20 protein-coding genes and 3 pseudogenes are annotated in these 22,460 nt (G+C 37.9%); 13 read left to right on the top strand and 10 right to left on the bottom strand.

Annotated elements, in window-relative coordinates; genetic code table 11:
- Window positions 1-40: 40 nt before the first annotated feature.
- Window positions 41-514 carry a VF530 family DNA-binding protein gene (locus BTO08_RS06260; RefSeq protein WP_005367537.1) on the top strand — a complete coding sequence of 158 codons (474 nt, stop codon included), beginning with the start codon at window positions 41-43 and terminating at the stop codon, window positions 512-514.
- Between the two features lie 123 nt (window positions 515-637).
- Here the strand turns inward: BTO08_RS06260 and BTO08_RS06255 are convergent, their stop codons facing one another.
- Window positions 638-1,990, bottom strand: a complete 1,353-nt coding sequence (locus BTO08_RS06255) for a phosphatidylserine decarboxylase family protein (protein ID WP_105060338.1) — start codon at window positions 1,988-1,990, stop codon at window positions 638-640.
- 331 nt (window positions 1,991-2,321) lie between these two features.
- Here BTO08_RS06255 and BTO08_RS06250 point away from each other — a divergent pair, with 331 nt between their 5' ends.
- The 3 genes from BTO08_RS06250 to BTO08_RS06240 all read left to right on the top strand — a co-directional run bounded on the left by BTO08_RS06250 (window position 2,322) and on the right by BTO08_RS06240 (window position 5,438).
- Window positions 2,322-3,917: an ABC-F family ATPase gene (locus BTO08_RS06250; protein WP_105060337.1), complete on the top strand. Its 1,596-nt coding sequence runs from the start codon at window positions 2,322-2,324 to the stop codon at window positions 3,915-3,917.
- Between the two features lie 126 nt (window positions 3,918-4,043).
- On the top strand, window positions 4,044-4,499 hold the full coding sequence (locus tag BTO08_RS06245; protein WP_045082884.1) for a YaiI/YqxD family protein: 456 nt from the start codon (window positions 4,044-4,046) through the stop codon (window positions 4,497-4,499).
- 753 nt (window positions 4,500-5,252) lie between these two features.
- The gene (locus tag BTO08_RS06240; protein WP_105060336.1) at window positions 5,253-5,438 is read left to right on the top strand and encodes a hypothetical protein; all 186 of its coding nucleotides are present in this window, start codon (window positions 5,253-5,255) and stop codon (window positions 5,436-5,438) included.
- A gap of 221 nt (window positions 5,439-5,659) precedes the next feature.
- Here BTO08_RS06240 and BTO08_RS22560 read toward each other — a convergent pair.
- A pseudogene (locus BTO08_RS22560) lies at window positions 5,660-5,864 on the bottom strand (IS91 family transposase); the annotation flags it as partial.
- Between the two features lie 30 nt (window positions 5,865-5,894).
- Window positions 5,895-6,127, bottom strand: a pseudogene (locus BTO08_RS06230) (site-specific integrase); the annotation flags it as partial.
- On the opposite strand from BTO08_RS06230, the gene BTO08_RS22310 reads away from it, so the two are divergent.
- The 3 genes from BTO08_RS22310 to BTO08_RS06215 all read left to right on the top strand — a co-directional run bounded on the left by BTO08_RS22310 (window position 6,104) and on the right by BTO08_RS06215 (window position 8,116).
- Entirely contained in the window at window positions 6,104-6,709 is a 606-nt protein-coding gene (locus BTO08_RS22310) for a hypothetical protein (protein WP_198038468.1), read from the top strand. The pseudogene BTO08_RS06230 and the gene BTO08_RS22310 overlap by 24 nt on opposite strands.
- 167 nt (window positions 6,710-6,876) lie before the next feature.
- Window positions 6,877-7,728, top strand: a complete 852-nt coding sequence (locus BTO08_RS06220) for a PhzF family phenazine biosynthesis protein (protein ID WP_005367558.1) — start codon at window positions 6,877-6,879, stop codon at window positions 7,726-7,728.
- 139 nt (window positions 7,729-7,867) lie between these two features.
- Entirely contained in the window at window positions 7,868-8,116 is a 249-nt protein-coding gene (locus tag BTO08_RS06215; protein ID WP_045131763.1) for a DUF1272 domain-containing protein, read from the top strand.
- A 222-nt stretch (window positions 8,117-8,338) separates the two neighbouring features.
- On the opposite strand, the pseudogene BTO08_RS22555 reads toward BTO08_RS06215, so the two are convergent.
- The 3 genes and pseudogenes from BTO08_RS22555 to BTO08_RS06200 all read right to left on the bottom strand — a co-directional run.
- Window positions 8,339-8,509 (bottom strand): annotated as a pseudogene (locus tag BTO08_RS22555) (IS91 family transposase); the annotation flags it as partial.
- Between the two features lie 81 nt (window positions 8,510-8,590).
- Window positions 8,591-9,382, bottom strand: coding sequence for a 3-methyl-2-oxobutanoate hydroxymethyltransferase (panB, locus tag BTO08_RS06205; protein WP_045147779.1), 792 nt, complete (start codon window positions 9,380-9,382; stop codon window positions 8,591-8,593).
- Window positions 9,383-9,772: 390 nt separating this feature from the next.
- Window positions 9,773-9,901: a hypothetical protein gene (locus tag BTO08_RS06200; protein WP_347337941.1), complete on the bottom strand. Its 129-nt coding sequence runs from the start codon at window positions 9,899-9,901 to the stop codon at window positions 9,773-9,775.
- A 430-nt stretch (window positions 9,902-10,331) separates the two neighbouring features.
- Between BTO08_RS06200 and BTO08_RS06190 the strand changes: the two genes are divergently transcribed.
- The 3 genes from BTO08_RS06190 (at window position 10,332) to BTO08_RS22305 (ending at window position 12,294) form a co-directional block, all read left to right on the top strand.
- Window positions 10,332-10,649, top strand: coding sequence for an antibiotic biosynthesis monooxygenase family protein (locus tag BTO08_RS06190; protein ID WP_105060334.1), 318 nt, complete (start codon window positions 10,332-10,334; stop codon window positions 10,647-10,649).
- Window positions 10,650-10,765: 116 nt separating this feature from the next.
- Window positions 10,766-11,539: a GNAT family N-acetyltransferase gene (locus tag BTO08_RS06185; protein ID WP_105060333.1), complete on the top strand. Its 774-nt coding sequence runs from the start codon at window positions 10,766-10,768 to the stop codon at window positions 11,537-11,539.
- A gap of 464 nt (window positions 11,540-12,003) precedes the next feature.
- Window positions 12,004-12,294, top strand: coding sequence for a hypothetical protein (locus BTO08_RS22305; RefSeq protein WP_198038417.1), 291 nt, complete (start codon window positions 12,004-12,006; stop codon window positions 12,292-12,294).
- A 244-nt stretch (window positions 12,295-12,538) separates the two neighbouring features.
- Here BTO08_RS22305 and BTO08_RS06175 read toward each other — a convergent pair whose 3' ends face one another.
- From BTO08_RS06175 to BTO08_RS06165, 3 genes are all read right to left on the bottom strand, one after another.
- Window positions 12,539-13,942, bottom strand: coding sequence for a sensor histidine kinase (locus BTO08_RS06175; protein ID WP_105060332.1), 1,404 nt, complete (start codon window positions 13,940-13,942; stop codon window positions 12,539-12,541).
- A gap of 2 nt (window positions 13,943-13,944) precedes the next feature.
- On the bottom strand, window positions 13,945-14,616 hold the full coding sequence (locus BTO08_RS06170) for a response regulator transcription factor (protein WP_105060331.1): 672 nt from the start codon (window positions 14,614-14,616) through the stop codon (window positions 13,945-13,947).
- 77 nt (window positions 14,617-14,693) lie between these two features.
- The gene (locus tag BTO08_RS06165) at window positions 14,694-16,310 is read right to left on the bottom strand and encodes a phosphoethanolamine transferase (RefSeq protein ID WP_105060330.1); all 1,617 of its coding nucleotides are present in this window, start codon (window positions 16,308-16,310) and stop codon (window positions 14,694-14,696) included.
- Between the two features lie 266 nt (window positions 16,311-16,576).
- Here BTO08_RS06165 and BTO08_RS06160 point away from each other — a divergent pair, with 266 nt between their 5' ends.
- From BTO08_RS06160 to gpmA, 3 genes are all read left to right on the top strand, one after another.
- Window positions 16,577-18,475, top strand: coding sequence for an LTA synthase family protein (locus BTO08_RS06160; protein ID WP_105060329.1), 1,899 nt, complete (start codon window positions 16,577-16,579; stop codon window positions 18,473-18,475).
- Window positions 18,476-18,590: 115 nt separating this feature from the next.
- On the top strand, window positions 18,591-19,778 hold the full coding sequence (gene metC / locus BTO08_RS06155; protein ID WP_105060328.1) for a cystathionine beta-lyase: 1,188 nt from the start codon (window positions 18,591-18,593) through the stop codon (window positions 19,776-19,778).
- Between the two features lie 405 nt (window positions 19,779-20,183).
- Window positions 20,184-20,876: a 2,3-diphosphoglycerate-dependent phosphoglycerate mutase gene (gene gpmA / locus BTO08_RS06150; protein WP_105060327.1), complete on the top strand. Its 693-nt coding sequence runs from the start codon at window positions 20,184-20,186 to the stop codon at window positions 20,874-20,876.
- A gap of 73 nt (window positions 20,877-20,949) precedes the next feature.
- On the opposite strand, the gene BTO08_RS06145 is transcribed toward gpmA, so the two are convergent.
- Window positions 20,950-22,413 carry a protein adenylyltransferase SelO gene (locus BTO08_RS06145; protein ID WP_105060326.1) on the bottom strand — a complete coding sequence of 488 codons (1,464 nt, stop codon included), beginning with the start codon at window positions 22,411-22,413 and terminating at the stop codon, window positions 20,950-20,952.
- Between the last annotated feature and the right edge of the window lie 47 nt (window positions 22,414-22,460).

Raw genomic sequence — 22,460 nt, 5'->3', positions numbered from 1 at the left:
ATACTACAAAGATATCTGTAAATATCCGTTAGGAATGGCAATGCAAGAACAACAACAACCTGCTCAACCAGCAAAAAAAGAAAAAGAATTAACGCTAGAGCAGCGACTTTTACAAAATAATCCGCTTCATGGCTTGAGCCTTGAAAAAATGCTAACCGAATTAGTCGATCACTACGGTTGGGAAATTTTAGACACGGCAATGCGTTTTAACTGTTTCAATACTAAACCGTCTATTGCGAGTAGTGTGAAATACTTGAAGAAAACAGAGTGGGCGAGAGAGAAACTAGAAGCTTTCTACCTATCACGCTTTAAGCGTATGCCACGTGCAACAGCCGCTGAATTAGAAATTCCACCACGTATGCGTACCTTTGCTGATGGCATTGTACCCAAAGAGCCAATGGAACTAACCGTTGAATCAATTCTAGCATCGCAAGCAAAAGCGGCTTCAGCTTACAAAGAACGTGCTTCTCGCGGTCGTAGTAATAGCCGTGGCGGTGGTCGTAACCGTCGATAATTTTTTATTAAGTATTAGTTACGAATAAGCTGATATTTAAGCAATAAAAAAACGCCTTATTACAAAGTGACATTGTAATAAGGCGTTGTTGTATTTAGTGATCAGCTAATTTAAGTCTTGGTATTATTTATCGGATAAGACGGTTGCAATACGTGAACAAACAGGAATATTGGTTGCATCTAAACCTGGTGTTGTATTGTGGAAGTCAAACGCTAACTTCACATCTGGTCCAAAGACAAGGCAATGTGTAGAACCACCAAAGTGGAACATACCTAATTCATCACCTTTATTTAAGTGTTGACCTTCTTTTACTGTAATTTCACAAGATGACACTTCTGCCATACCTACCGCAATAAAGCACATTAAGCCAATCTTTGGATTGTCTGATTCAATAAAGATCACTGCGCGAGTTGCAACTGCGGTTAAGAAAGGCTGAGAGTTATTCGGCGCGCTGTCATCAGCTCCTTCTGGATTACCAAAGCCTTGGTATTTATTACCTAAGTAATATGAACCGTTAACAATGAAGGCTTTTTTTACTGTCCCTGAAACAGGGCTATTCCAACGGTGGTAACTTAATGCACTTAAGAATGCTTGATAAATTGTACCGCCCACGAATTGTTTCGCGAGTGGATCAAAATCCATCATATTTTGTAGTGAATAAGGTTGACCTTTGAGCCAGAACTCAGATGTTTCAGCTACGTTTTCTGCCACTTGCAACGGTGCTGATTCACATGCATTAGCAATAATGTCATCACCTTCAGCAATTGGACGAACACCTTTTACGAACTCACGAGTGAAAAAGTCATCCCATGATTTAAAGCCATAATACTTATCATCAGGATCACATTGGAAAAAGTGCTCAAACGGTAATGCCTTTAGTGCAGGATCAGAAGTGGCTTGGCAAGCGACACCGACCATTTCACGTTTAGCTGTTGGATTTAACCAACCTAACACCTTCGGTGTACGATTAAGATCATCGGTTACTAATACGTAACGGGAGTCAGAGCTTGAAAGGAAAGAAGACCAGTAAGTTAATATTTTCTTAATTTGCTGATTTACTAATGCATTTGAGAAGAATGTGTAGCCAGCAGGTGTTGCCATCGGCCAATCTAATAACGCATTAATAGGAAAACCAATTAAACCGCAAGGATTGAGTTCGCCACTTTTAGGGTCGGTATATTCAGTACATTCAGGCGCTTGCGTCATAATTGCGTTTAATAGCACAATAAATTCATCAAAACTCATGACTTCTGGTGTACCTAGCGGCGTTAATTCTTTTTGATTACCCGCATAGCTAAACATACGTTCAGCGAGTTCTTTTAGGCTTTCATCATTATCAACCAAATCTTTAAATTCTTGGATAGGTTGAACAAGCTCTGCTGGATGTTGCTTAGTGTGTGCTTTTAAGTGTTGGATCCAAGCATTAACATGTGCTTTGCTTTTTGGTAGCCAGTTACCGAAAGAATGGATATTCATAATAACTCTCTATTTATTAACCTAATGTTTGAAAATTACTATACGCCTTGAATAAATATAATCATCACACAAAAACATAACTTCATATTTCATTATTCTTTTTTCAAATCTTATTAACTCAATGTAAATAAATACTTAATTAAAATAAGGTAACTATGAAATAAGAAAAAAGGGCAGTCACGAGCAATATTACTAGTTACAATTTTGTTGTTAATTTAAAGGTGATGTAAGTCACTAAATCTGTTATACTCCGCGCCAATTTAGAGAAAAGTCGCTTGTAGTAGGCGGCTTTTTTAATGCTTGATATATTCATAAATTTTGGAACAGTACATTGATTTCAACAGCTAATATCACAATGCAGTTTGGCGATAAGCCATTGTTTGAAAACATCTCAGTAAAATTTGGTGGCGGCAACCGTTACGGCCTAATCGGCGCGAATGGTTGTGGTAAATCGACATTCATGAAAATCTTGGGTGGCGAGCTAGAGCAGTCTGCAGGTACTGTTTCACTTGATCCTAATGAGCGTATGGCTAAATTAGGTCAGGATCAATTTGCATTCGAAAACTACAGCGTAGTAGACACTGTGATCATGGGTCACAAAGAGCTATGGACGATTAAAGAAGAGCGCGATCGCATCTATTCAATGGCTGAAATGTCAGAAGAAGATGGTATGCGTGTTGCGGATCTAGAAGTAGAATTTGCAGAAATGGACGGCTACTCAGCAGAAGCACGTGCAGGTGAATTACTACTTGGTCTTGGTATTCCAGAAGATCAGCACTTCGGTCTAATGAGTGCCGTTGCTCCGGGTCTTAAAGTTCGTGTGCTTCTTGCACAGGTACTGTTTGCTAACCCAGACATCATGCTACTTGACGAACCAACGAACAACTTGGACATTCACACCATTGCATGGCTTGAGCAGATCCTACTAGCGCGTAACTGCACTATGATCATCATCTCGCACGACCGTCACTTCTTAAACAGCGTATGTACACACATGGCTGACTTAGATTACGGTGAGCTTCGTCTATTCCCTGGTAACTACGACGAATACATGATGGCTGCAGAGCAAGCTCGTGAGCAGTTACATGCAGATAATGCGAAGAAGAAAGCACAGATGGCTGAACTACAAACGTTCGTAAGCCGCTTCTCTGCTAACGCATCTAAAGCGAAGCAAGCAACGTCTCGTCAAAAGCAATTGGATAAAATCCAATTAACAGAAGTAAAAGCATCTAGCCGTCAAACACCATTCATTCGTTTCGATCAGGAAAAAGAACTGTTCCGTAACGCATTAGAAGTGGAAGGTTTGAAGCAAGGTTACGGTGAAAACATCCTAATCAACGGTGTTAACTTACTGGTAGAAGTAGGTGAGCGCATCGCGATTATCGGTGAGAACGGTATCGGTAAATCAACATTCCTAAACACGCTAGCGGGTCAAATGGAGCCGATGGCGGGTATGGTTAAGTGGTCTGAAAACAATAACATTGGTTTCTACGCACAGGATCACAGTGCTGATTTCGCAGAAGATATTACATTGCTTGAGTGGATGAGCCAGTGGAAAAAGCCAGGTGATGACGAGCAAACTGTTCGTGGTATCCTAGGCCGTATGCTGTTCTCACAAAACGACATTAAGAAATCAGTTAAAGTGATTTCTGGTGGTGAGCAAGGTCGTATGTTGTTTGGTAAGTTAATCATGCAACGTCCTAACATCCTACTTATGGATGAACCAACAAACCACATGGACATGGAATCTATTGAAGCACTTAACCTTGCGTTAGAGAACTTCAAAGGTACATTAATGTTCGTATCTCACGATCGCCAGTTTGTAACATCGGTTGCAACACGTATTCTTGAGATCACTAAAGACGGCGTAGAAGACTTCCACGGTACTTACGATGAGTACATCGCGAAGAAAGGTCTTGTTGGTTAAGTTTTTACTTAATAAAACAGGCTAAGCCAAAAAGTTAATTGAAAGCCGCCTTTAGATAGGGCGGCTTTTTTACAAATAAATCTTACGTGTTTTATGGCACGTAGAGAAAGAATGAAAGGATTATCTATGAAAATTTGGGTAGATGCTGATGCATGTCCAAACGTCGTAAAAGAGATTCTATTTCGCGCTGCTGATCGCGCAAAAGTGAACGTAACGCTGGTGGCTAACCAATACATTCGCACGCCACCTTCACCGTTTTTACGTTCGATTCAAGTGGAACAAGGCTTTGATGTTGCTGATAATTATATTGTACAACAAGCCGAAGCAGGGGACTTGGTGATTACCGCTGATATCCCATTAGCAGACGAACTGATCACCAAAGGCGCACATGCATTAAACCCTCGTGGCGAGATGTATACTAAAGACACCATTAAGCAGCGTTTACAAATGCGTGACTTCATGGAAACTATGCGCAGCAGTGGCGTACAAACGGGCGGCCCAGCACCATTGAGCCAAGCTGATCGCCAGAACTTCGCTAACAAACTGGATACGTTTTTAGCTAAAAATCACAAGCCACAATAATCCCTCAATATGGAGATGAACACTGCTTTGTCTCCATTTTTCTTATCTCTATTTCCTCTCTTTTAGTACTTCTGTTATTCCTATTCCAATTTAGGCGAAATGCTTTTGTTTGCTGGTCATGAGACTACCTGTGTATTTACCCAGTTATAATGAAAAGCGCAAATTTTTCCGATTATGCTTCGTTTTAAATAAGAAAAAATGCTTAATTACCTCAGTAGGTGCTTTTAACTTATTGATATTAAATAACTAGCTTTGCTGTTTGTGTATTTAATCCGATGAACAAAATACCGTTCTTACTTTTACCAACGTAAATATATCGGGTGGATGCTAATTTTTGCGACCAAGGCAATGAAAATAAATATTTTTTATTAGAATGTTGAATATTTGCTGTATTAATAAAGCGTAAAAGTAAGAATGATTATTAATATACTGTTATATTTTTTGTGATTTATCTATAGAGAAATTGTTCTTGATGAAAAATATTTTTATAAGCATGAAACAGATAATAATCACTGTCACTAACTTTGTCGTTATACTAAGTATTTTAGTTGGTAGCCCTGCATTTATAATTATAGGTTTTACGAATAGTTTATCTGACGTTTGCTCAGAAAGTAGTAATACATGTAAACCTTTTATGTTACTAATGGCTTTTATCTCTGTAACAATGTTACTGGGGGGTTACTTACTCGTGCATTTATTTATCGTATTCCTACGCTGTGTCGCTATAAACATAAATTATATAAGGGATCAGCGTTGGCGTTAAAGCTTGATTATGTTTTAGGGCTAATAGAAATTGCAAAAGACATTTATTTAGATAAAAGAATAAAGTCTGTCAGTAAGAGTATATATTACGGGGCATTGGTTATCTATTTAACAGCTATGTTTACACTTGTGGGGGTGCTATTAACATTAATTGTAATGTTTGCTATGGAAATATAACAAATAAGGATATGTGTCGCGAAGTCGACACATATCTGAAGTATTGGAGAAGCCCAAGCCACCTTATATAAGTAAATATTGGAAATATCATGAAGGATGATGTCCAAAAGAAGTCGAGCGTTATCCTTGGTGTGAACCAATAATATTAATACCCTGATTTATAATAAAACCCTCTTTAATTCTGAAGCGTTAAAGCCATTATCCTTATTATTTAACGTCGGTTATCTGGGTCGAAATATCCCCGTTAATTGCATGACATGTTGGCAGCAGGGGCAAAAGGGTTGGACTTTTATACGTATCGCTTTATTCGGTGAGGGCAACGTAAGTTGGTCCTGCTAACATGAACATAAATTGGATCGCTTTAAGTAGCTTCTTTTCATGACCCCGCAGCAAACCATAATCACGTTCCCGACGAAATCCTTTCGGTCATATACACTGCAATATCCATTTCTAATCACGTTGAAGCACATGCTTAAAGAAAAACTGTAAGTCATTGCGATCAATTTTCACTGTACTCCATGAATGTGATTTGATCAGTTGTGTAAAATACCGCTTAAGATCGTCGGTAGTTAAATTGTTGGTGATGTATCCAGTTGATGTGTGATGTGACGTAGTGCACGACTATAAGAATCAATCGTAGCGGGACGTTTACCTTGCAAGGTGAGATGGGTAAGGTTTTGTTCATAAAGATAAAATTAACGATGTTGCTGTGCTTTATTCATGATAAATACTCATTTTGGAAAGGTGTATTTACCGTAGTTGAGCTTATGGTTTTTCACTTTGCCGCGAAGCTGCTTCGTTCAACAAGGCACTCAAGAACGGACAAAAAACAGTTGGCTTTTGTTCGTTCCTCACTTATTTTAGCCAACAACTTTTTGCCGCTTAGCGCGGCGTTAAATGGCACAGGGATACGTATGGGACGTCGATATAGAAAACGTAGTTCAATCGTTTCAGATTCCGTTTCCATAGGTGCACATTTGCCTTGGTGGGGATCACTAATATTTGGCTGTATATCGTTTTTTCTTTTCTATTTTATAATTCCAAGTTGGCTTGAAACAAAATTAGCATCTGAGTCTCAGAACATGTTTTATCCTTTGCTAGAAGCTATTTTTGGTCGCAGAATTCATTGGTTTGAATGGGTAGGGATTACCTGTGGATTAATAGGCTTGTTTTTTTGCATTAGAAATTACTTTTTTGGTAGTCGCACAGGGTATTCAGAAAGAACTCTTGTTGGGTATTTTGCTCGAATGTTTGGGCGCGACCTAAGCTGAATTGCCATTTAACAAGCGCTTTAAACGGAACGTCAACAGTTGGCTACGTTTCGCTCCGCTTCACTTCACAGTATAGCCAACTATCTCCGTCCGCTTAAGCGGGCGTTATGCCTCTTTGTAATTTGCAGTGTTATCTATTTAAATCTTAAAGGAATAAGTAATAATTTATGAAATGTAAACTAGTGGACGTATTTGCTAAAGAGAAGCTTTCAGGCAATGGACTAACAATATTTTATGATTACGATTCATTAGATAACAATGAAATGTTATCGCTGACGCAAGAGATGCGTCAGTTTGAATCAATTTTCGTTAAAGTAAATGAACATGACTTATCTGTAAGGGCAAAGATATATACTGTAGAAGAAGAGCTCGATTTTGCTGGACATCCAATAATTGGTTTAGCTGCTCACCTCCATGAAGAATCTAGAGATCTCAAGCCCAGAGAGTGGAAAATAGAGTTAAACAAAAAAACTGTCACTGTAAAAACTAAAAAAACAGATAAATATTTTTATTCGTCGATGGAGCAAGGAAAACCGGAGTATATCCATACCCTGACTCAGAATGAAACAGAAAAAGCGCTATCAGCATTAAATTTAAGCTCAAAAAATTTGGCAAATTATCCATTAGAAGTAATTTCCACTGGTTTACCTTATCTTATTGTTCCGATAACTAATGGGATAGAGAATGCTAATATTTGTATCGAAGCCTTCGAAAATTTATTAGAAAGCTTTGGTGCAAAATTTGTGTATGTTATCGATATATTAAACTTTGAAGGTAGAACTTGGGATAACGATGGTTCTGTAGAGGATATAGCAACAGGAAGTGCCGCTGGTCCAACTGCTACATTCCTTGTGAAGCATAAGTTAGCCTTTTGTAATACACCTATAATAATTTCACAGGGTAGGTTTTTAGGTAGACCAAGTGAAATTGAAGCTTACGTTGAAACAAATGAAACGACAGTATCCAATATTTGGGTATCTGGAGATGTTGTGAAAGTTGCAAACATAAATTTTGTTTAATTTCATGATTTAAGGCATAACAAGGCGTTTAAACGGAGCAAAAAAACAGTGGGTTACGTTTCGCTTCGCTACACATTATAACCCACAATTTTTGTCCGCTTAACGCGGCGTGATGTGTTTCTCTAGAAAGGAGTTCTAAATGTTAGATTTGAGACCTAATTGTGAATGCTGTGATAAAGATTTACCTCCAGAATCTACGGAAGCAGTAATTTGTACATTCGAATGTACCTTTTGCCTTAGCTGTGCAGAGTCCGTTTTAAACCATGTGTGCCCAAATTGTTCAGGTAATTTGGTTCAACGACCAATTCGTCCTTTATCGGCATTAAAAAATAACCCTGCATCAACTAAGCGCGTGTTAAAAGAAAAGGGTTGCGTTACAAACATATAACAGATAAGAATATGTGTCGCGAAGCCGACACCTATCCGAAGTGTTGGATAAGCTCAAGCCATTTAATAATAAGTAAATATTGGAAAGATAATGAAGGGTGATGCCAAAAAGAAGTCGAGCGTTATCCTTGGTGTAAACCAGTAATTTTAATACACTGATTTATAATAAAATCCTCTTTAATTCTGAAGCGTGAATGCCATTATCCTTATTCTTAAACGTCGGTTATCTGTGTCGAAATATCCCCGTTAATTGCATCACATGTTGGCAGCAGGGGCAAAAGGGTTGGGCTTTTATACGTACCGTTTTATTCGGTGAGGGCAACATTAGTTGCCCAGTTAACATGAACATAAATTGGATAGCTTGAAGCTGCTTCTTCCCATTACCACGCAACAAGCAATTCGCAAAATAGTTATACAAATTTATTAACGTTTAAACCATAAACCGATCTAGTTAATCGGTTTTCTTTTATTGACATTAAAAGCTGTGTTTTTCCTCTGGGAAGGTTTGTTGTTTGACTTCATCTATATACTTAGTCACAGCGGCTTCAATCGACCCGGTTTCAGCGAGGAAATTCCTAGAGAATCTTGGAATATAATTGGCTGATACACCTAAAATATCGTGCATAACTAAAACTTGACCATCGGTATCATTACCTGCACCAATCCCTATTACTGGAATGTCTAATTCTAATGTGATTTGTTGTGCTAATTTCGCAGGAATACATTCAAGGACCAGTGTCTGAGCTCCTGCGCGCTGAAGTTCTTTGGCAGTTTCAAGCATTTCTGTAGCTTGTTCTTCTGTTCTACCTTGAACTTTATATCCGCCATATAGATTTACAGCTTGTGGCATTAAACCTAAATGAGCACAAACTGGAACTGCACGTTCAGTTAGCATTTTAACAGTACCGGTTAACCAACTACCGCCTTCAATCTTTACCATATTTGCACCAGCTTTCATTAACTTAGCTGCTGATTCACATGCTGCATCAGGGGTGTGGTAACTCATGAAAGGAAGGTCTGAAATAATGAAAGTATTTGGGCTTCCTGCTCTAACGCATTTTGTGTGATATACCAATTCATCAATACTCACATCCAAAGTTGTTGGTTTACCTTGTATGACTGAACCAAGTGAATCTCCGACAACGATGACAGGTAGGCCTTGCTCTTCAAATATTTTAGCAAAACTCGCATCATAAGCAGTTATTGATGCAAATTTTTCGCCTAATTTTTTCCAGTTATTTAAATCTGCGATGGTTATTTTTTTCATTAGTCATTCGATTTTTGTAAAAAAAACGATGCTAACATGACCTTAAATGTATACATATTGCTAAAAAGACATTAAATCCTTCTTATGTGACACTCTGATTTACAATAAAATCTTCTTCAAAGCTCAAGCGTCAATATCATTATCCTTATGATTGAACGTCGGTTATCTAGGCCGAAAATTCCTATTAATTGCATGACATGTTGGCAGTAGGGGCAAAAGATTGGGCTTTTATAGGTACCGTTTATTCGGTGAGGACAACATCAGTTGCCCGGCTAAAATGAACATAGATTGGATCGCTTTAAGCTACTTCTTTTCATGACCCCGCAACAAATCATAATTACGTACCGACGAAATCCTTTCGGTAGTTAAATTGTCTGGCGATGTATCCTGTTAATGTGTAATGCGACGTAGTTCACGGCTATAAGCATCAATCGTAGAGCGACGTTTACCTTGCAAGGTGGGATGGATAAGGTGTTGTTCATAAAGATAATCTGAACGATGATACTGTGCTTTATTCATGGTAAATATTCCTTTTGGAAAGGTGTATTTACCGTAGTTGAGGTTGCGGGTTTTCACTCCACGTGCAGCGGCTACGTTCAATAAGGCAATTAAAATCGGACAGAAAACGCTTGGCTTTGTTAGTGTCTCACAATTTAAGCCAACTACTTGTTTCCTTTTATTGCGGCGTTCTGTTGAAGTAGGAAAAATGGAAGTTCTTAATCAACGTAACCAATCAGATTGTCAGACTGAAGCATTCACCTGATTCTGGTTAAATATATTTGTAATCGTTAAAGATCCATCTCGACAAGATCTCATTGAAATTAGGTCATCGTAAGAGTTCAAGGCTCTAAGCGTTAATCGAGAGGCAGGTTTGGCAGGACAGTTAAACATAGAAATGATGGCACCATAACTTACAACATAATACGGCGTTATATACCAAGGATTTTTGATGACTCTTTTAGCTAATACCCCAAAACCACCATATTATGCTGTTATTTTTACTTCAGTCCGTACTGCGGGCGATAATGATTATGGAGAAACTGCAAATAGGATGATAGAGCTTGCTGAACAGCAAGTAGGGTATTTAGGTTCAGAATCAGCAAGAGAAGATGTAGGTATTACAGTTTCTTACTGGGCTGATTTGGAATCTATTAAAAATTGGAAAGCTAATACTGAGCATCAAGAAGCTCAAAAAACTGGTCGTAAGTTATGGTATGAGTCATTTAAGGTTCGTATTTCAAGAGTGGAACGAGACTATGGCATGTAACAAGGTGCTAAAGAACGGACAGAAAACGCTTGGCTTTTGTTCAATACGTTCATTATTTTAGCCTACAATTTTTCCGCTTAGCGCGGTGTTAGAATACATTAAAAGACGAGAGATGAATGCAGGACAAAAGAGTACAGGAAGTATACAACTCTTACTTTATCTTCAATAACGAGCGGGCTCTGTCTACTGATACACCAAGTGAGCTTTCCGTTACAGATTTAACTTCTTACACTATTTATGCTGATAAAACGCGTAGATACGACAATCAAATAATTGTTCGAGATGTCTGCAATTTAGAATCACTGGATAATAGCCTTGAGCTATTCGATATTAGTTTGCCAATAGAAATCAGTGTTGAACCAAAAGCTATTACACCCGAACTCAATTCATGGCTATCAAGTCACGACTTTACTAAAGTGTTTGAACATGAATTTCTTAAACTAACGCAAGAGAATCTGCTGGCCTCTAATGACTCATCAAATGCTATTAATGTAGAAGTATGGGGACATAGTAAAGTTGACGATTTTCTATCTCTGTTAAAAACGTCTGGGGTAAGTTGTTCAGACGAAATTTGGTTAAAAAAGCGTTCGCTATATTGTACTGATAAGTTTCGTAGCTATGTAGCATTCGTTAATGGCATGCTTTGCGCATGGGCTACAAGCTTTTTTGAAAGTAAGCATGCAATTTTAGCTAACGCATATACACAAGAAGAGTTTCGAGGCCGAGGTTGCCAAACAGCATTGCTTGATGCGCGTATAAAGGATGCTTTCGACAACGGTATTGAAGTTGTCCTAACGGATGTGGAATTAAACAGCACTAGCAGTCGTAATTGCAAGTCTTTTGGCTTTACTAGTGTTGGCGTAAGGAACGTTTGGTGTAAGGAAATATAACAAAATAATCAACGGGACATATACTCGTAGCGCAACTTTTATAGAAACGTAGTGATTCATGCGTTTCAATCAGTTTGGGCTAGTAAATACCGTTATTGTGACGTTATAAAACAAGAGTGATTTACGGAAAAGTCAGATTCGTTTATTGTTGATTTTTGGGCATTTGTATTCAAAATGCTTGGCAAAATTTCATTTTTCAACTTAGTCAGAAAGCTATGCCCTAAAGCTAGAACTGGTCGTTTTTCTGAAATATGGGCTTTAAGTCATGTGTTTTTATCTATCGTGTCTGTGCCTGCTGTCTTATACATCAATATATCGGCTTTGCTATAGCTTCTTATGCATTATTACGGGTTTATGAGGTTGTAATTTATCAAACAAATGTACTTTTGTTTGATGAATATCGAGCGATCAAGGCTGGTAAAGAATACAAATTGCATGGTTATAGACGAATTGTGATTTTGTTAATGCAGAACTATTTCGAGATTATTTTCTGGTTTGCAGCGCAATATATTTTCTTTCAAAACATCTTCTCATTCGCAGTTGATGGATCTCACGAAAGTGTTTTAGGAGCGGTTTACACGAGTTTTGTTGTAATGACTAGCTTCGGGTTTTACAACGTGACACCGTTAGGGGGGTTAGCTTACTCACTAGTTATTGGGCAAGCAATGATAGGTTTGTTCATGACATTGTTGAGTTTAGCGCGATTTATTGGTGTTATACCGACACCTAAGTCTATGGATGTTGCGGAGCAGTAATTTGCTTTATAGCAAATAAGGATATGTGTCGCGCAGCCGACACCTATCCGAAGGGTTGGCCAAGCCCAAGCCACCTTATATAAGTAAATATTGAAAATATCATGAAGGGGGATACTCAAAAAAGTCGAGCGTTTTCCTTGGTGTGACTAAATATTTTTAACGCTATGATTTATAATTAGATTGTCTTTAATAAGGCAGTAATAAAGAATCCTAATTGCTGCTTTTTTTATCCCATTGGTTAGCTTTATTCGCTGCAATTTTTCTTTGGTATCCGTACCTGTACCTGAAAATCCCCATGATCTAACTGGTTTATTGATAACTCGTATTCGTTGATTTTGCAGATGTTATCAACGATAGATAATCCTAAACCATAGCGGTCGTTATTGGAGCGAGAATCATCATGCTGAAATAGCGGTTGCACTAGTTTATCGACTACCTGCGGTGAGTAATTAATTGAGGATGGGTTGGTAATAGTGAATACCACATCCTGAGCATCATCATTAATCGCAATATTAATAGCTGTATTAGGCATGCTGTAAAACAGTGCGTTATCTAATAAGTTGGTGATAATGGTTTTTAAACAAAACTCATCAGCAATAATAGGCTGCTGAAGTGTGTTATTTAAAACTATACGCTGTTTAATATCGTCATATTTAAAGTTTAAATCGTGAATCACGCTACTTAATAAGGTTGTGATTTCAAGCGGCTCTTTATAAATAGAAAGCGAATGAGATGTGCGTTGTAGCAATAATAGGTTTTCTACTATTACTTTCATTCGATTCGATATTTGGAGAATATCCGAGGTAAAGGTTTCCGCTAAACGTTCATCATCTGGAAAGCGTTGATGCACTTCGGTTAGGGTGATGAGTTCTGCAATAGGCGTTTTGATTTCGTGGGCGATATCAGAGGTGATCCGTTTTTCGTTATCGACCATTTTACGGTTAGTTTCGAGGAAGTTATTAAGCTCTTTGCGGATTAAATCAATCTCAATATAAGAGGATACATTTTCTTTAAACGCAAAGGTGTGATTATGTCGTTGCTGTTTATTTTCGTTAAACAGTTTTATTTGATCGTTTAAGTTTACGAGAGGATCAAGCCCTTTAGTCACAATGATTTTAGCGACTACACGCATAATGATCATCGAGAGTAAAAAGCTACCAACCAGTAAAATATCGAGAATGCCCGTAACTTTATCAAGTCCTGTCGTTGATGCATAAATGGTTAAATAAATAGGGGTTGGCTTTTTATCTTTAGGTTTTGCGAGATAAGAGTATAGAAATGCCTTACCTATCTCATGGTTTGGTAAAGTGACATCGACAATTTGATAGCTATTTAGTGGTAACTTCTTGTGGAGTAAATTAATGTTGGGATAATCATTGAGCGATGTAGAACGATAAATGACATCATCATTCTTCCAGATCTGATAATAGGCATAATCTTTATCGCTTTTAATCGTTTGTGCAAAATCTTGGATATTGGTGATGGTTTTAAACTGTCCGGCTTTTTGTTGGATCTCTAATTCAAATTGTTCTTGAACCCAATTATCCACACTGAAATCGACGAAGGTAAAAACAATAATAATAAAGAAGCCAAATACGGCGCTGATCGCGTTAATTAAATTCTTTTTAATTGAACGAGGATTCGTCATGTTTAACTCTCTACGTAATATCCAAAACCGCGTTTATTTTTTATTGGCAATACAGCCTCAATATTTTTTGCTTTTTTACGCATCGTAGAAATATGTACTTCAATGGTATTTTTCGAAATATAGTCGAAGTTATTAGTAATGTTATCGCTGATCATACTAGCGGTAAGGATTTGACCTCGGTGAGCGAAGAGATAATTGATGATCTTAAATTCATTCGGTGTGAGTTCTAAATCGTTGTTACCATAGAATAACGTTTTTTTATTAAGATCTAACAGAAAGCCATCAATTTCAATGGTATTGGTAATGCTTACAGGTTGGCAACGACGGGAAATTGCAACCACACGAGCATGGAGTTCATCAAATGAAAAAGGTTTAGTGACATAATCATCAGCACCTTGCATTAAGCCATCAATACGATCTTGGCTTTGTGTTTTGGCTGAAAGAATAATAATACGAGTTTCAATGCCTGTTTGACGCAATTTGTTTAAAATCGTCATACCGTCAATTCCAGGGAGCATGAGATCTAAAATAATAATATCGTAATTATTGTCTAATGCTAAAGTGAGCCCTTCATTACCATTTTCTGCTTCGTCAGTGGAAAAGCCTAAATTATTAAACCCCACAGCTAAACTACGACGTAATGCCGAGGAATCTTCGATAATCAGTATTTTCATGGAATGAGAGCTCAAATAAAAATGTATACCTGCAATATCTTACAAGTATACATTAAGTTAATGGGATCATTGAATGGTTATGGTTTGGCTCGACAGCTTGCTGTGATATCTAGCTTTGGATTAATCACTTTTGATTTCACACCATATAAGCTCAGTAGGCTAGGGAATAAGTTATCTTGTGAAAGTCCGGGTTGCGATTCTTTAGCAACTAAACATGCTTTGTTAATTCCTTTTTGTTGAGCGTATTGCTCTGGTAGCCATAGTAGCCAAGGCACGTGTTTTTGCTCTTTAGGTGCAATAGAGAAGGGCGCACCATGAAGGTAGAAACCGTTCTCACCTAAAGATTCACCATGATCTGACATATATAACAAAGCAACATTATATTTATCTTCTTTGGCTTTCAGCATTTTTATCATTTGTTCTGTCACGAAGTCGGTGTACAGAATAGTATTGTCGTAAACGTTCTTAATTTCTTCGTCAGTGCAATTTTCAATGTCGCTGCGATTACATGATGGCTTAAATTTATCGAACGCTTTAGGGTAGCGTTTGAAATAAGTCGGTCCATGACTACCGATTAAATGCAGTACCAGAAATTTATTTGTATCGCCTTTATCAATAAAGCTTTGGGCTTTATCTAGCATTACACTGTCGTAGCAACTGGTACCATTACAGAATTGATTATGCTGGGAAGGATCGATCGCTTGATAGTTAACGCGATCAGCTACGCCTTTTGAACCGCCATCGTTATCAAGCCACAGTACTTTTGCCCCAGCGCGATGAATAATATCAACAGCATTATCTTGAGAATATGCGCGATCTTGATTGTAGTGAGCGCGGGTTAAATTCGAGAACATACAAGGTACAGAAAGGGCAGTATAGGTACCGCAAGATTCAACGTTTTTGAACGATATTATGCCTTCATTTTTGGTGTACGGATTGGTGTCTTTGTTGTAACCGTTATAGGCGTAATTATAAGTACGTGCAGTTTCGCCTAAGATCATCACAAATAAAGTAGGTTTATGGTTTTTACTTGGGCTTAGTTTTGCGTCTAACCCTTGTTGTTTAAATGGTAGTGGTTTGTAAATAAACTTCTTATAGAGGTATTTACCACCCGCATATACATGACCTGGAATGATCATACGGTTTAAAAAATGGTTATTTCGACCCACAGAAGCATAGCTTTTAAACGTCGTTAATCCGACGAGCAAAATCGCTGTACAGGCGATACCGATTAACGCGACACGAGCAACGATATCTTTAATAAAAGACTCTCGCTTGGTGATTTTTACCATTGCAATCCAGATACTTGGCACAATACCAAATACGATGACATAGATAATAGAATCTGCATTAATATAAGACAGCGCTTCATCTGAACGTGTTTCGAAAATACTTTCAATTACGGCATTATTAAATAAGGTGTGATAATTCACTTCTGCATAGAGAGCCATCGATGAAGTAACGGTTAAGAAAATCATTACTGGTTTAAACAGGTATGGCCAACATAACACCGTAAAGATAATCAGAAATGCTGCCATTAATACTATAGGTGCAGTATATGGAAAAAAGACATTAGATACTGAATGGCTTAAATCGAAAATCTTAGCGAGGATTGGGTAGTTAAAGCATAGGGTGAAGTATGCTGACATCACCACGATGAAGCTTGTCATCTTAATTTGGAAAATTTGACGCATTACGGGCTCTTATGAATTAGCGAATAGCCATATCATCCATTTTATAACTTAAGGCTTACTTAATATTTGGATTAAAATCACTATTATTTTCAAAAATACTCACCTCATATTCAACAAAATTGATTATCAATACTGTATTAACTTTCAACAGATATAAGAAATGAAGAAAATGATATCGTTAATCTAAATCAAGACTGCGAATAAAGTGGACATTGATGCGTTTTCTTGCTTCTCTTAAAGGGATCATTCATTAGCAAGGAATAGCTGTGCTTGCCATAAATACCATTACATCTTTTGTCTTTTTAATAGTAGCGATCTTTATTACTAAGTTATTTGCTCTATTAAGCTTTGTTGAACTTCCCATCGAGCTTAGCTCGCATGATGGCATCGATGCTTTGCTTTTTGGTATTAACTTTGATGCTAGTGCTGCTGTGTTGCTGACTATCCCAATTTTCCTTAGTTTGATTATTGCTAGTTTATTTAAACGAGCAACCAATAAATTAATTCGATTCATACTCAGCATTGCGATTTTTTGGGTTGTTATTACTACCTTCGCCGATGCAATTTATGCAAAAGAAGCCAGTAAGCATGTCACATTTGAACTGTTTAATACGCAAGGGATGGAAGTTTCACTTATTCTGACTGCGTTTAAAAGTTACTTTGGAACAGTCGCGCTTGGTATTGCATGTTTATTAGTATCACTGTTTTTTATTTGGAAATATTTGCCACTATCTAATAGAAAACAACCCCGTTGGTATTTTAATAGTCTGTTTATATTTTTGTGGTTAGTTACTACACTAATCATTGTTCGTGGAGGCTGGAAAGACTCACCTCAGAGTCCGATGAGTGTTTATACTATTGGTGATTCAGAGAAAGCGTTTATTGCTTGGAATGCTCCCTATAGCATTGGTTACTATCTTTCTAAAGGTGATCTTGCGCCTATAGAAAAAATAACTAAAAATCCAACGTCACAGCAAGTTAAGTTTTTTGAACATACACAAAAAACAGCTTCTCCTGCACAGCTTCAATCACTTAAATCGGCCAATGTTATTGTCGTTTTGCTAGAGAGTTGGCTGGCTTTTGATATGCAAAGTTACTCGGGTGTTGTGAATGCCACCCCATTTTTTGATCAACTAAGAGCACGTTCTTTTTCGACGTACTCAACCTATGCCGATGCTTATCGAACAGTACAAGGGACGTTTTCTACATTTTGTTCTTACCCAAATCCGATAAATGGCTTTATGGCAAATAGCCAGTTACAGAATGCTTCTTATTCATGTTTGCCACATATTTTAGCTGAGCGAGGCTGGCAAACAGCGTTTATTCAGGGAAGTGGGAGGGGATCTGTTGGAGCTTTTGCACAAACATTAGGTTTTAAGCAGTCGTACGGTAAGTATGATTACCCATTCAAAGCGATGCACAATGAATGGGGGTTTATGGATGATGATATCTATCGTTTTTCTTTAAACCAAATCGATAAATTCAGCCAAACGGGTAAACCATTTCTTATTACCATCAATACGGGTACCACCCATGGTTCTTTTTTACCAGATAACGTTAATTATGTTTTTGGTCGTGAAAACGTAATTAATGAGCGTAGAAGTGTGATGAAGTACGCTGATGATGCACTGAAACGTTTTATTCCTAAATTGGATGCGAAGCTCGCTCAGCTAGATAAGCCCACGATAGTTATTTTGCTCTCAGACCACACGGCAAAAACGATAACTGGAGGATTAGTTAAAAATTCTATTCCACTTCTTATCTATGCAAGCGATCAATCTATCCCTAATAAAAATAGGTCGATCACTTCATCTCAGAGAGATATTGCACCCACTATTATTGATTGGCTTGGTGGTTATGTTCCATGGTTTACTGGCAATTCGCTATTTGATGATAGCTATGATGGCCGCTCAAGCTTTTCGTATGGCACGAATTTCTTTTGGCTAACCAAAAATCATGGTGTTGCGATAGATAGTGCGACTGGTGAGTTACGTTCTTGTTTTGATATTGATAAGGATGTTGTGACTAAAAAACTATTAGATTGTTCAGAGCAAGCTTGGAGCAAATCTCTTTTTGCCGAGGGAAGTTATTTTAATGCTATTTCACAGCAGTTGTTGTTTGAGGGAAAAACGCAACAATACCGAAAAGTAAATACCAAACTTTAAGGGTAATTGTTCATCAGTTTAGTGCTTGATACTTATGATAACTTGCTAGTTTGTTGTGTTTATTCATGTTATACAAGAAACAGAATAGATAGACGAGTAAGGGAATCACGAAGTTATGTCTAGTAAGAAAATTGATACTGCATTAGTGAGTGCAGGAAGAAAGAAAAAATACACTCACGGTGCGGTGAACAGTGTTATTCAACGTGCATCATCATTAGTTTTCGATACGGTTGCAGATAAAAAACATGCTATTAAGAACCGTGCGAAAGGCGAGTTGTTTTACGGACGTCGTGGCACGTTAACCCACTTTGCGCTTCAAGATGCGATGGTGGAATTAGAAGGCGGTGCTGGTTGTTATTTATATCCATGCGGTGCGGCAGCGGTATCTAACAGTATTTTAGCATTTGTTGCTTCTGGCGATCATGTATTGATGACAGGTGCAGCTTATGAGCCTACCCAAGAGTTTTGCAATATTGTCCTTAAAGGATTAGGGGTTAGTACTACTTATTACGATCCCTTGATTGGTGAGGGTATTGCAGAACTTGTGCAGCCAAATACTAAGGTTGTTTTCTTAGAATCACCAAGCTCTATTACAATGGAAGTGCAAGATATTCCTGCAATTGTGAAAGCAGTGCGTGCTGTTAATCCTGATGCAGTGATCATTATGGATAACACATGGGCGGCTGGGGTGCTATTTAAAGCCCTCGATCACGGTGTTGATATATCTGTTCAAGCCGGTACGAAATACATTGTTGGCCACTCTGATGCGATGATAGGGACGGCAGTTAGTAATGAACGTTGCTGGGAACAACTACGTGAACGTTCTTATTTAATGGGGCAAATGGTTGATGCTGATACCGCGTATGTGGCTGCTCGCGGATTGCGCACTATGGGCGTTCGTTTAAAACAACATCATGAAAGCAGTATCAAAGTAGCGGAATGGCTGGCAGAGCGCCCGGAAGTTGCAACCGTTAATCATCCAGCACTACCAAGTTGTAAAGGCCATGAATTCTTTGTGCGTGATTTTGCAGGAAGCTGTGGCTTGTTTTCATTTGTCCTTAATAAACGGTTATCGAATGAAGAAGTTGCTAATTTCTTAGATAACTTTGAGCATTTTAGTATGGCGTATTCTTGGGGGGGTTATGAGTCTCTGATTTTGGCCAGCCAACCTGAAGAGTTAAATCGTATTCGTCCTGTGGGCAAAGTAGATTTTGATGGCACGCTTATTCGTGTACATATTGGTTTAGAAGATTGCGACGATCTAATTGAAGATTTAGCCAATGGCTTTAGCCGCATCGCTTAATAAAGCTTAAATATATCCTACAAACTAAATCGCTTTTTTCATCTGTTATGGCATTTGAAGAAGCGATTTTTTCTTATATATGTAAATTATACTTTACGGTCTATTCTTCCAATTACACCCTTGAAGTTAAAAATAATCAATTTTATCAACTGGTTAATGTCTATTGTTACTCTGCTCAAACTCTATAATGACGCTATAGATACACATAATGACGGTATGTAGCACTTTTATTTAATAACTTTTCTTTATAGTCAGTGTTGTAATCGATGTGGAATGGATTTAATCTACAACTAAAGATGATAATGATTATCAATTAGAAAATAATTGTTAAATGCCATATGGAAATGACAGCGATTAAAAATACGAATCTACTTAACTCATGATGTTGAGTTTCAAGGGGCTGTTATGAAAAATACACGTATTGTTTTACTTCGTCATGGTCAAAGTGTTTGGAACAAAGAAAACCGTTTTACTGGCTGGGCGAATGTCTCTCTTTCTGAATTAGGCGAAAACGAAGCGCGTAATGCAGGTATTAAATTGAAAGAGAATGGTTTCAACTTTAATTTTTGCTATACCTCAATGCTTGATCGTGCAATCAAAACATCCAACTTAGCATTAGAACAGCTTGATTCTTTATGGATCCCTGTTGAGCACGACTGGCAATTGAATGAGCGTCATTATGGTGACCTTCAAGGATTGAATAAAGCAGAAACAGCAGAAGAGTTTGGCGACGAACAAGTGCACATTTGGCGTCGTAGTTACGATATTGAGCCACCACAAGTGAGTGAAGATAGCTCTTTTTATCCAGGTAACGATAGACGTTACCAAGAGTTAAAACATAACCAACTTCCACATGGTGAATCGTTGAAAGATACCTATGATAGGGTAATACCATTCTGGAATGAGAATATTGTTCCTAATGTTAAACCAGGTTCTGATATTTTAATTGCCGCTCACGGTAATAGCTTACGCGCTTTGATTAAATATTTAGATAATATTCCTGATGACAAAATTACAGAATTAGAGATACCAACAGGTGCACCATTAGTTTATGAATTTAACGAGCAGATGAAACCTGTACAGAGCTATTATTTGTAATGTGAATTAAATGAAATATATAAAAATGCCCTATTCAATAGGGCATTTTTTATTACAAAAACAAAATAATGATTTAAGAAGAGCAACTAATTTCTAATTCTTTACCCCATCTAGGTGGAAGATCGGAAAGATCTTCAAGGTGAGGGTGCTCATCAAAAGGATCATGTAAAACTGTTAATAGATTCTCTATAAATGTGAAATTCCCTTGATCGGCACTATCGATAGCAAGCTGTGCCAAATAGTTACGAAGAATATATTTTGGGTTACTGTTAAGCATTAATGCCAAACGTTGTTGATCATCGATATTTGAGATACGTTTTTTGTAATCAGTTAACCATTCATCAATTGCTGTTGTATTTTCAGAGAGGGATGAAAAGTGTGAACTGGCGTTATCGAGTTCGTCTTGGGAAAGCGTCGAAAGTGTGCGGAAGAACTGGGTGTAATCGACCGATTGTTGCTTGAGTAAATTAAATAACTGATGAAATAACTCAGTGTCTTGTTCTTGGCTATCGAACAAACCTAATTTCTGACGCATAAGTTTGCTGTAATGCATTTGTAGTTGGTGCTGATAAATTTCTAATGCATGTTCTATATCAGATTTATCTATAATGGGTGCTAAGGCGTAACCTAGTGCTGATAAGTTCCATAATCCAATGGATGGCTGTTGATTGAAGGCATAACGACCAGAATAATCAGAATGATTGCAAATATAACCCGGATTATAATCGTCCAGAAAACCATAAGGGCCATAATCGAACGTTAAGCCCAAAATCGACATGTTGTCGGTATTCATAACGCCATGAGCAAATCCTACCGCTTGCCAATGGGCGATCATCTTAGCTGTATTTTCACAAACTTGCTCAAACAGGGCAGCGTAAGGCTTTTCGACTTGTTGGCATTCAGGGAAATGATGCTGAATAACGTAATCTGCTAATAAGCGTAATTGATCGTGTTGTTGGGTATAAAACAGATATTCAAAATGGCCAAATCGGATATGGCTTTCTGATACTCGGATCAGGGTTGCGCCAAATTCTTGTTTTTCACGGTAAACATGAGTATCACTACCAATAACCGCGAGCGCATGTGAGGTAGGAATGCCAAGACCTGCCATCGCTGCGCTAGCTAAATATTCTCGAATACTTGAACGAATAACGGCACGACCATCGCCCATACGCGAATAAGGTGTAAGTCCTGAGCCTTTTAAGTGAATATCCCACTTTTTACCATGACTGGTTTGTACTTCCCCCAATAATAAACCCCGACCATCGCCAAGATCGGGGTTGTATTGCCCGAATTGGTGCCCAGTGTATTTCATTGCAATGGGATCAAACCCAGCTAAGGTGTCGTTACCACTAAATATATTAACAAAATCATCAGATTGAATGGCGTTTATATCGAGTTCTAATAATTTCGCAATGTGTGGATTCACACTTATTAAGTAAGGGTTACTCAGCGGTTGCGGAGTAACGAAGGTGCCGAACAGAGAAGGGAGTTGGCAGTAAGTATTATTAAAAACAAGCTGTTGTAATGATTTCATAACAAAGGTATTCGATGGCTTTAACAGGGATTATAGATCTAACCATA

The organism is Photobacterium angustum (assembly GCF_002954615.1).
In the GTDB taxonomy this organism is placed as follows: Bacteria; Pseudomonadota; Gammaproteobacteria; order Enterobacterales; family Vibrionaceae; genus Photobacterium; species Photobacterium angustum_A.
The sequence above is the reverse complement of the archived record's forward strand: the minus strand, read 5'-3'. Positions and strand labels throughout refer to the sequence as shown.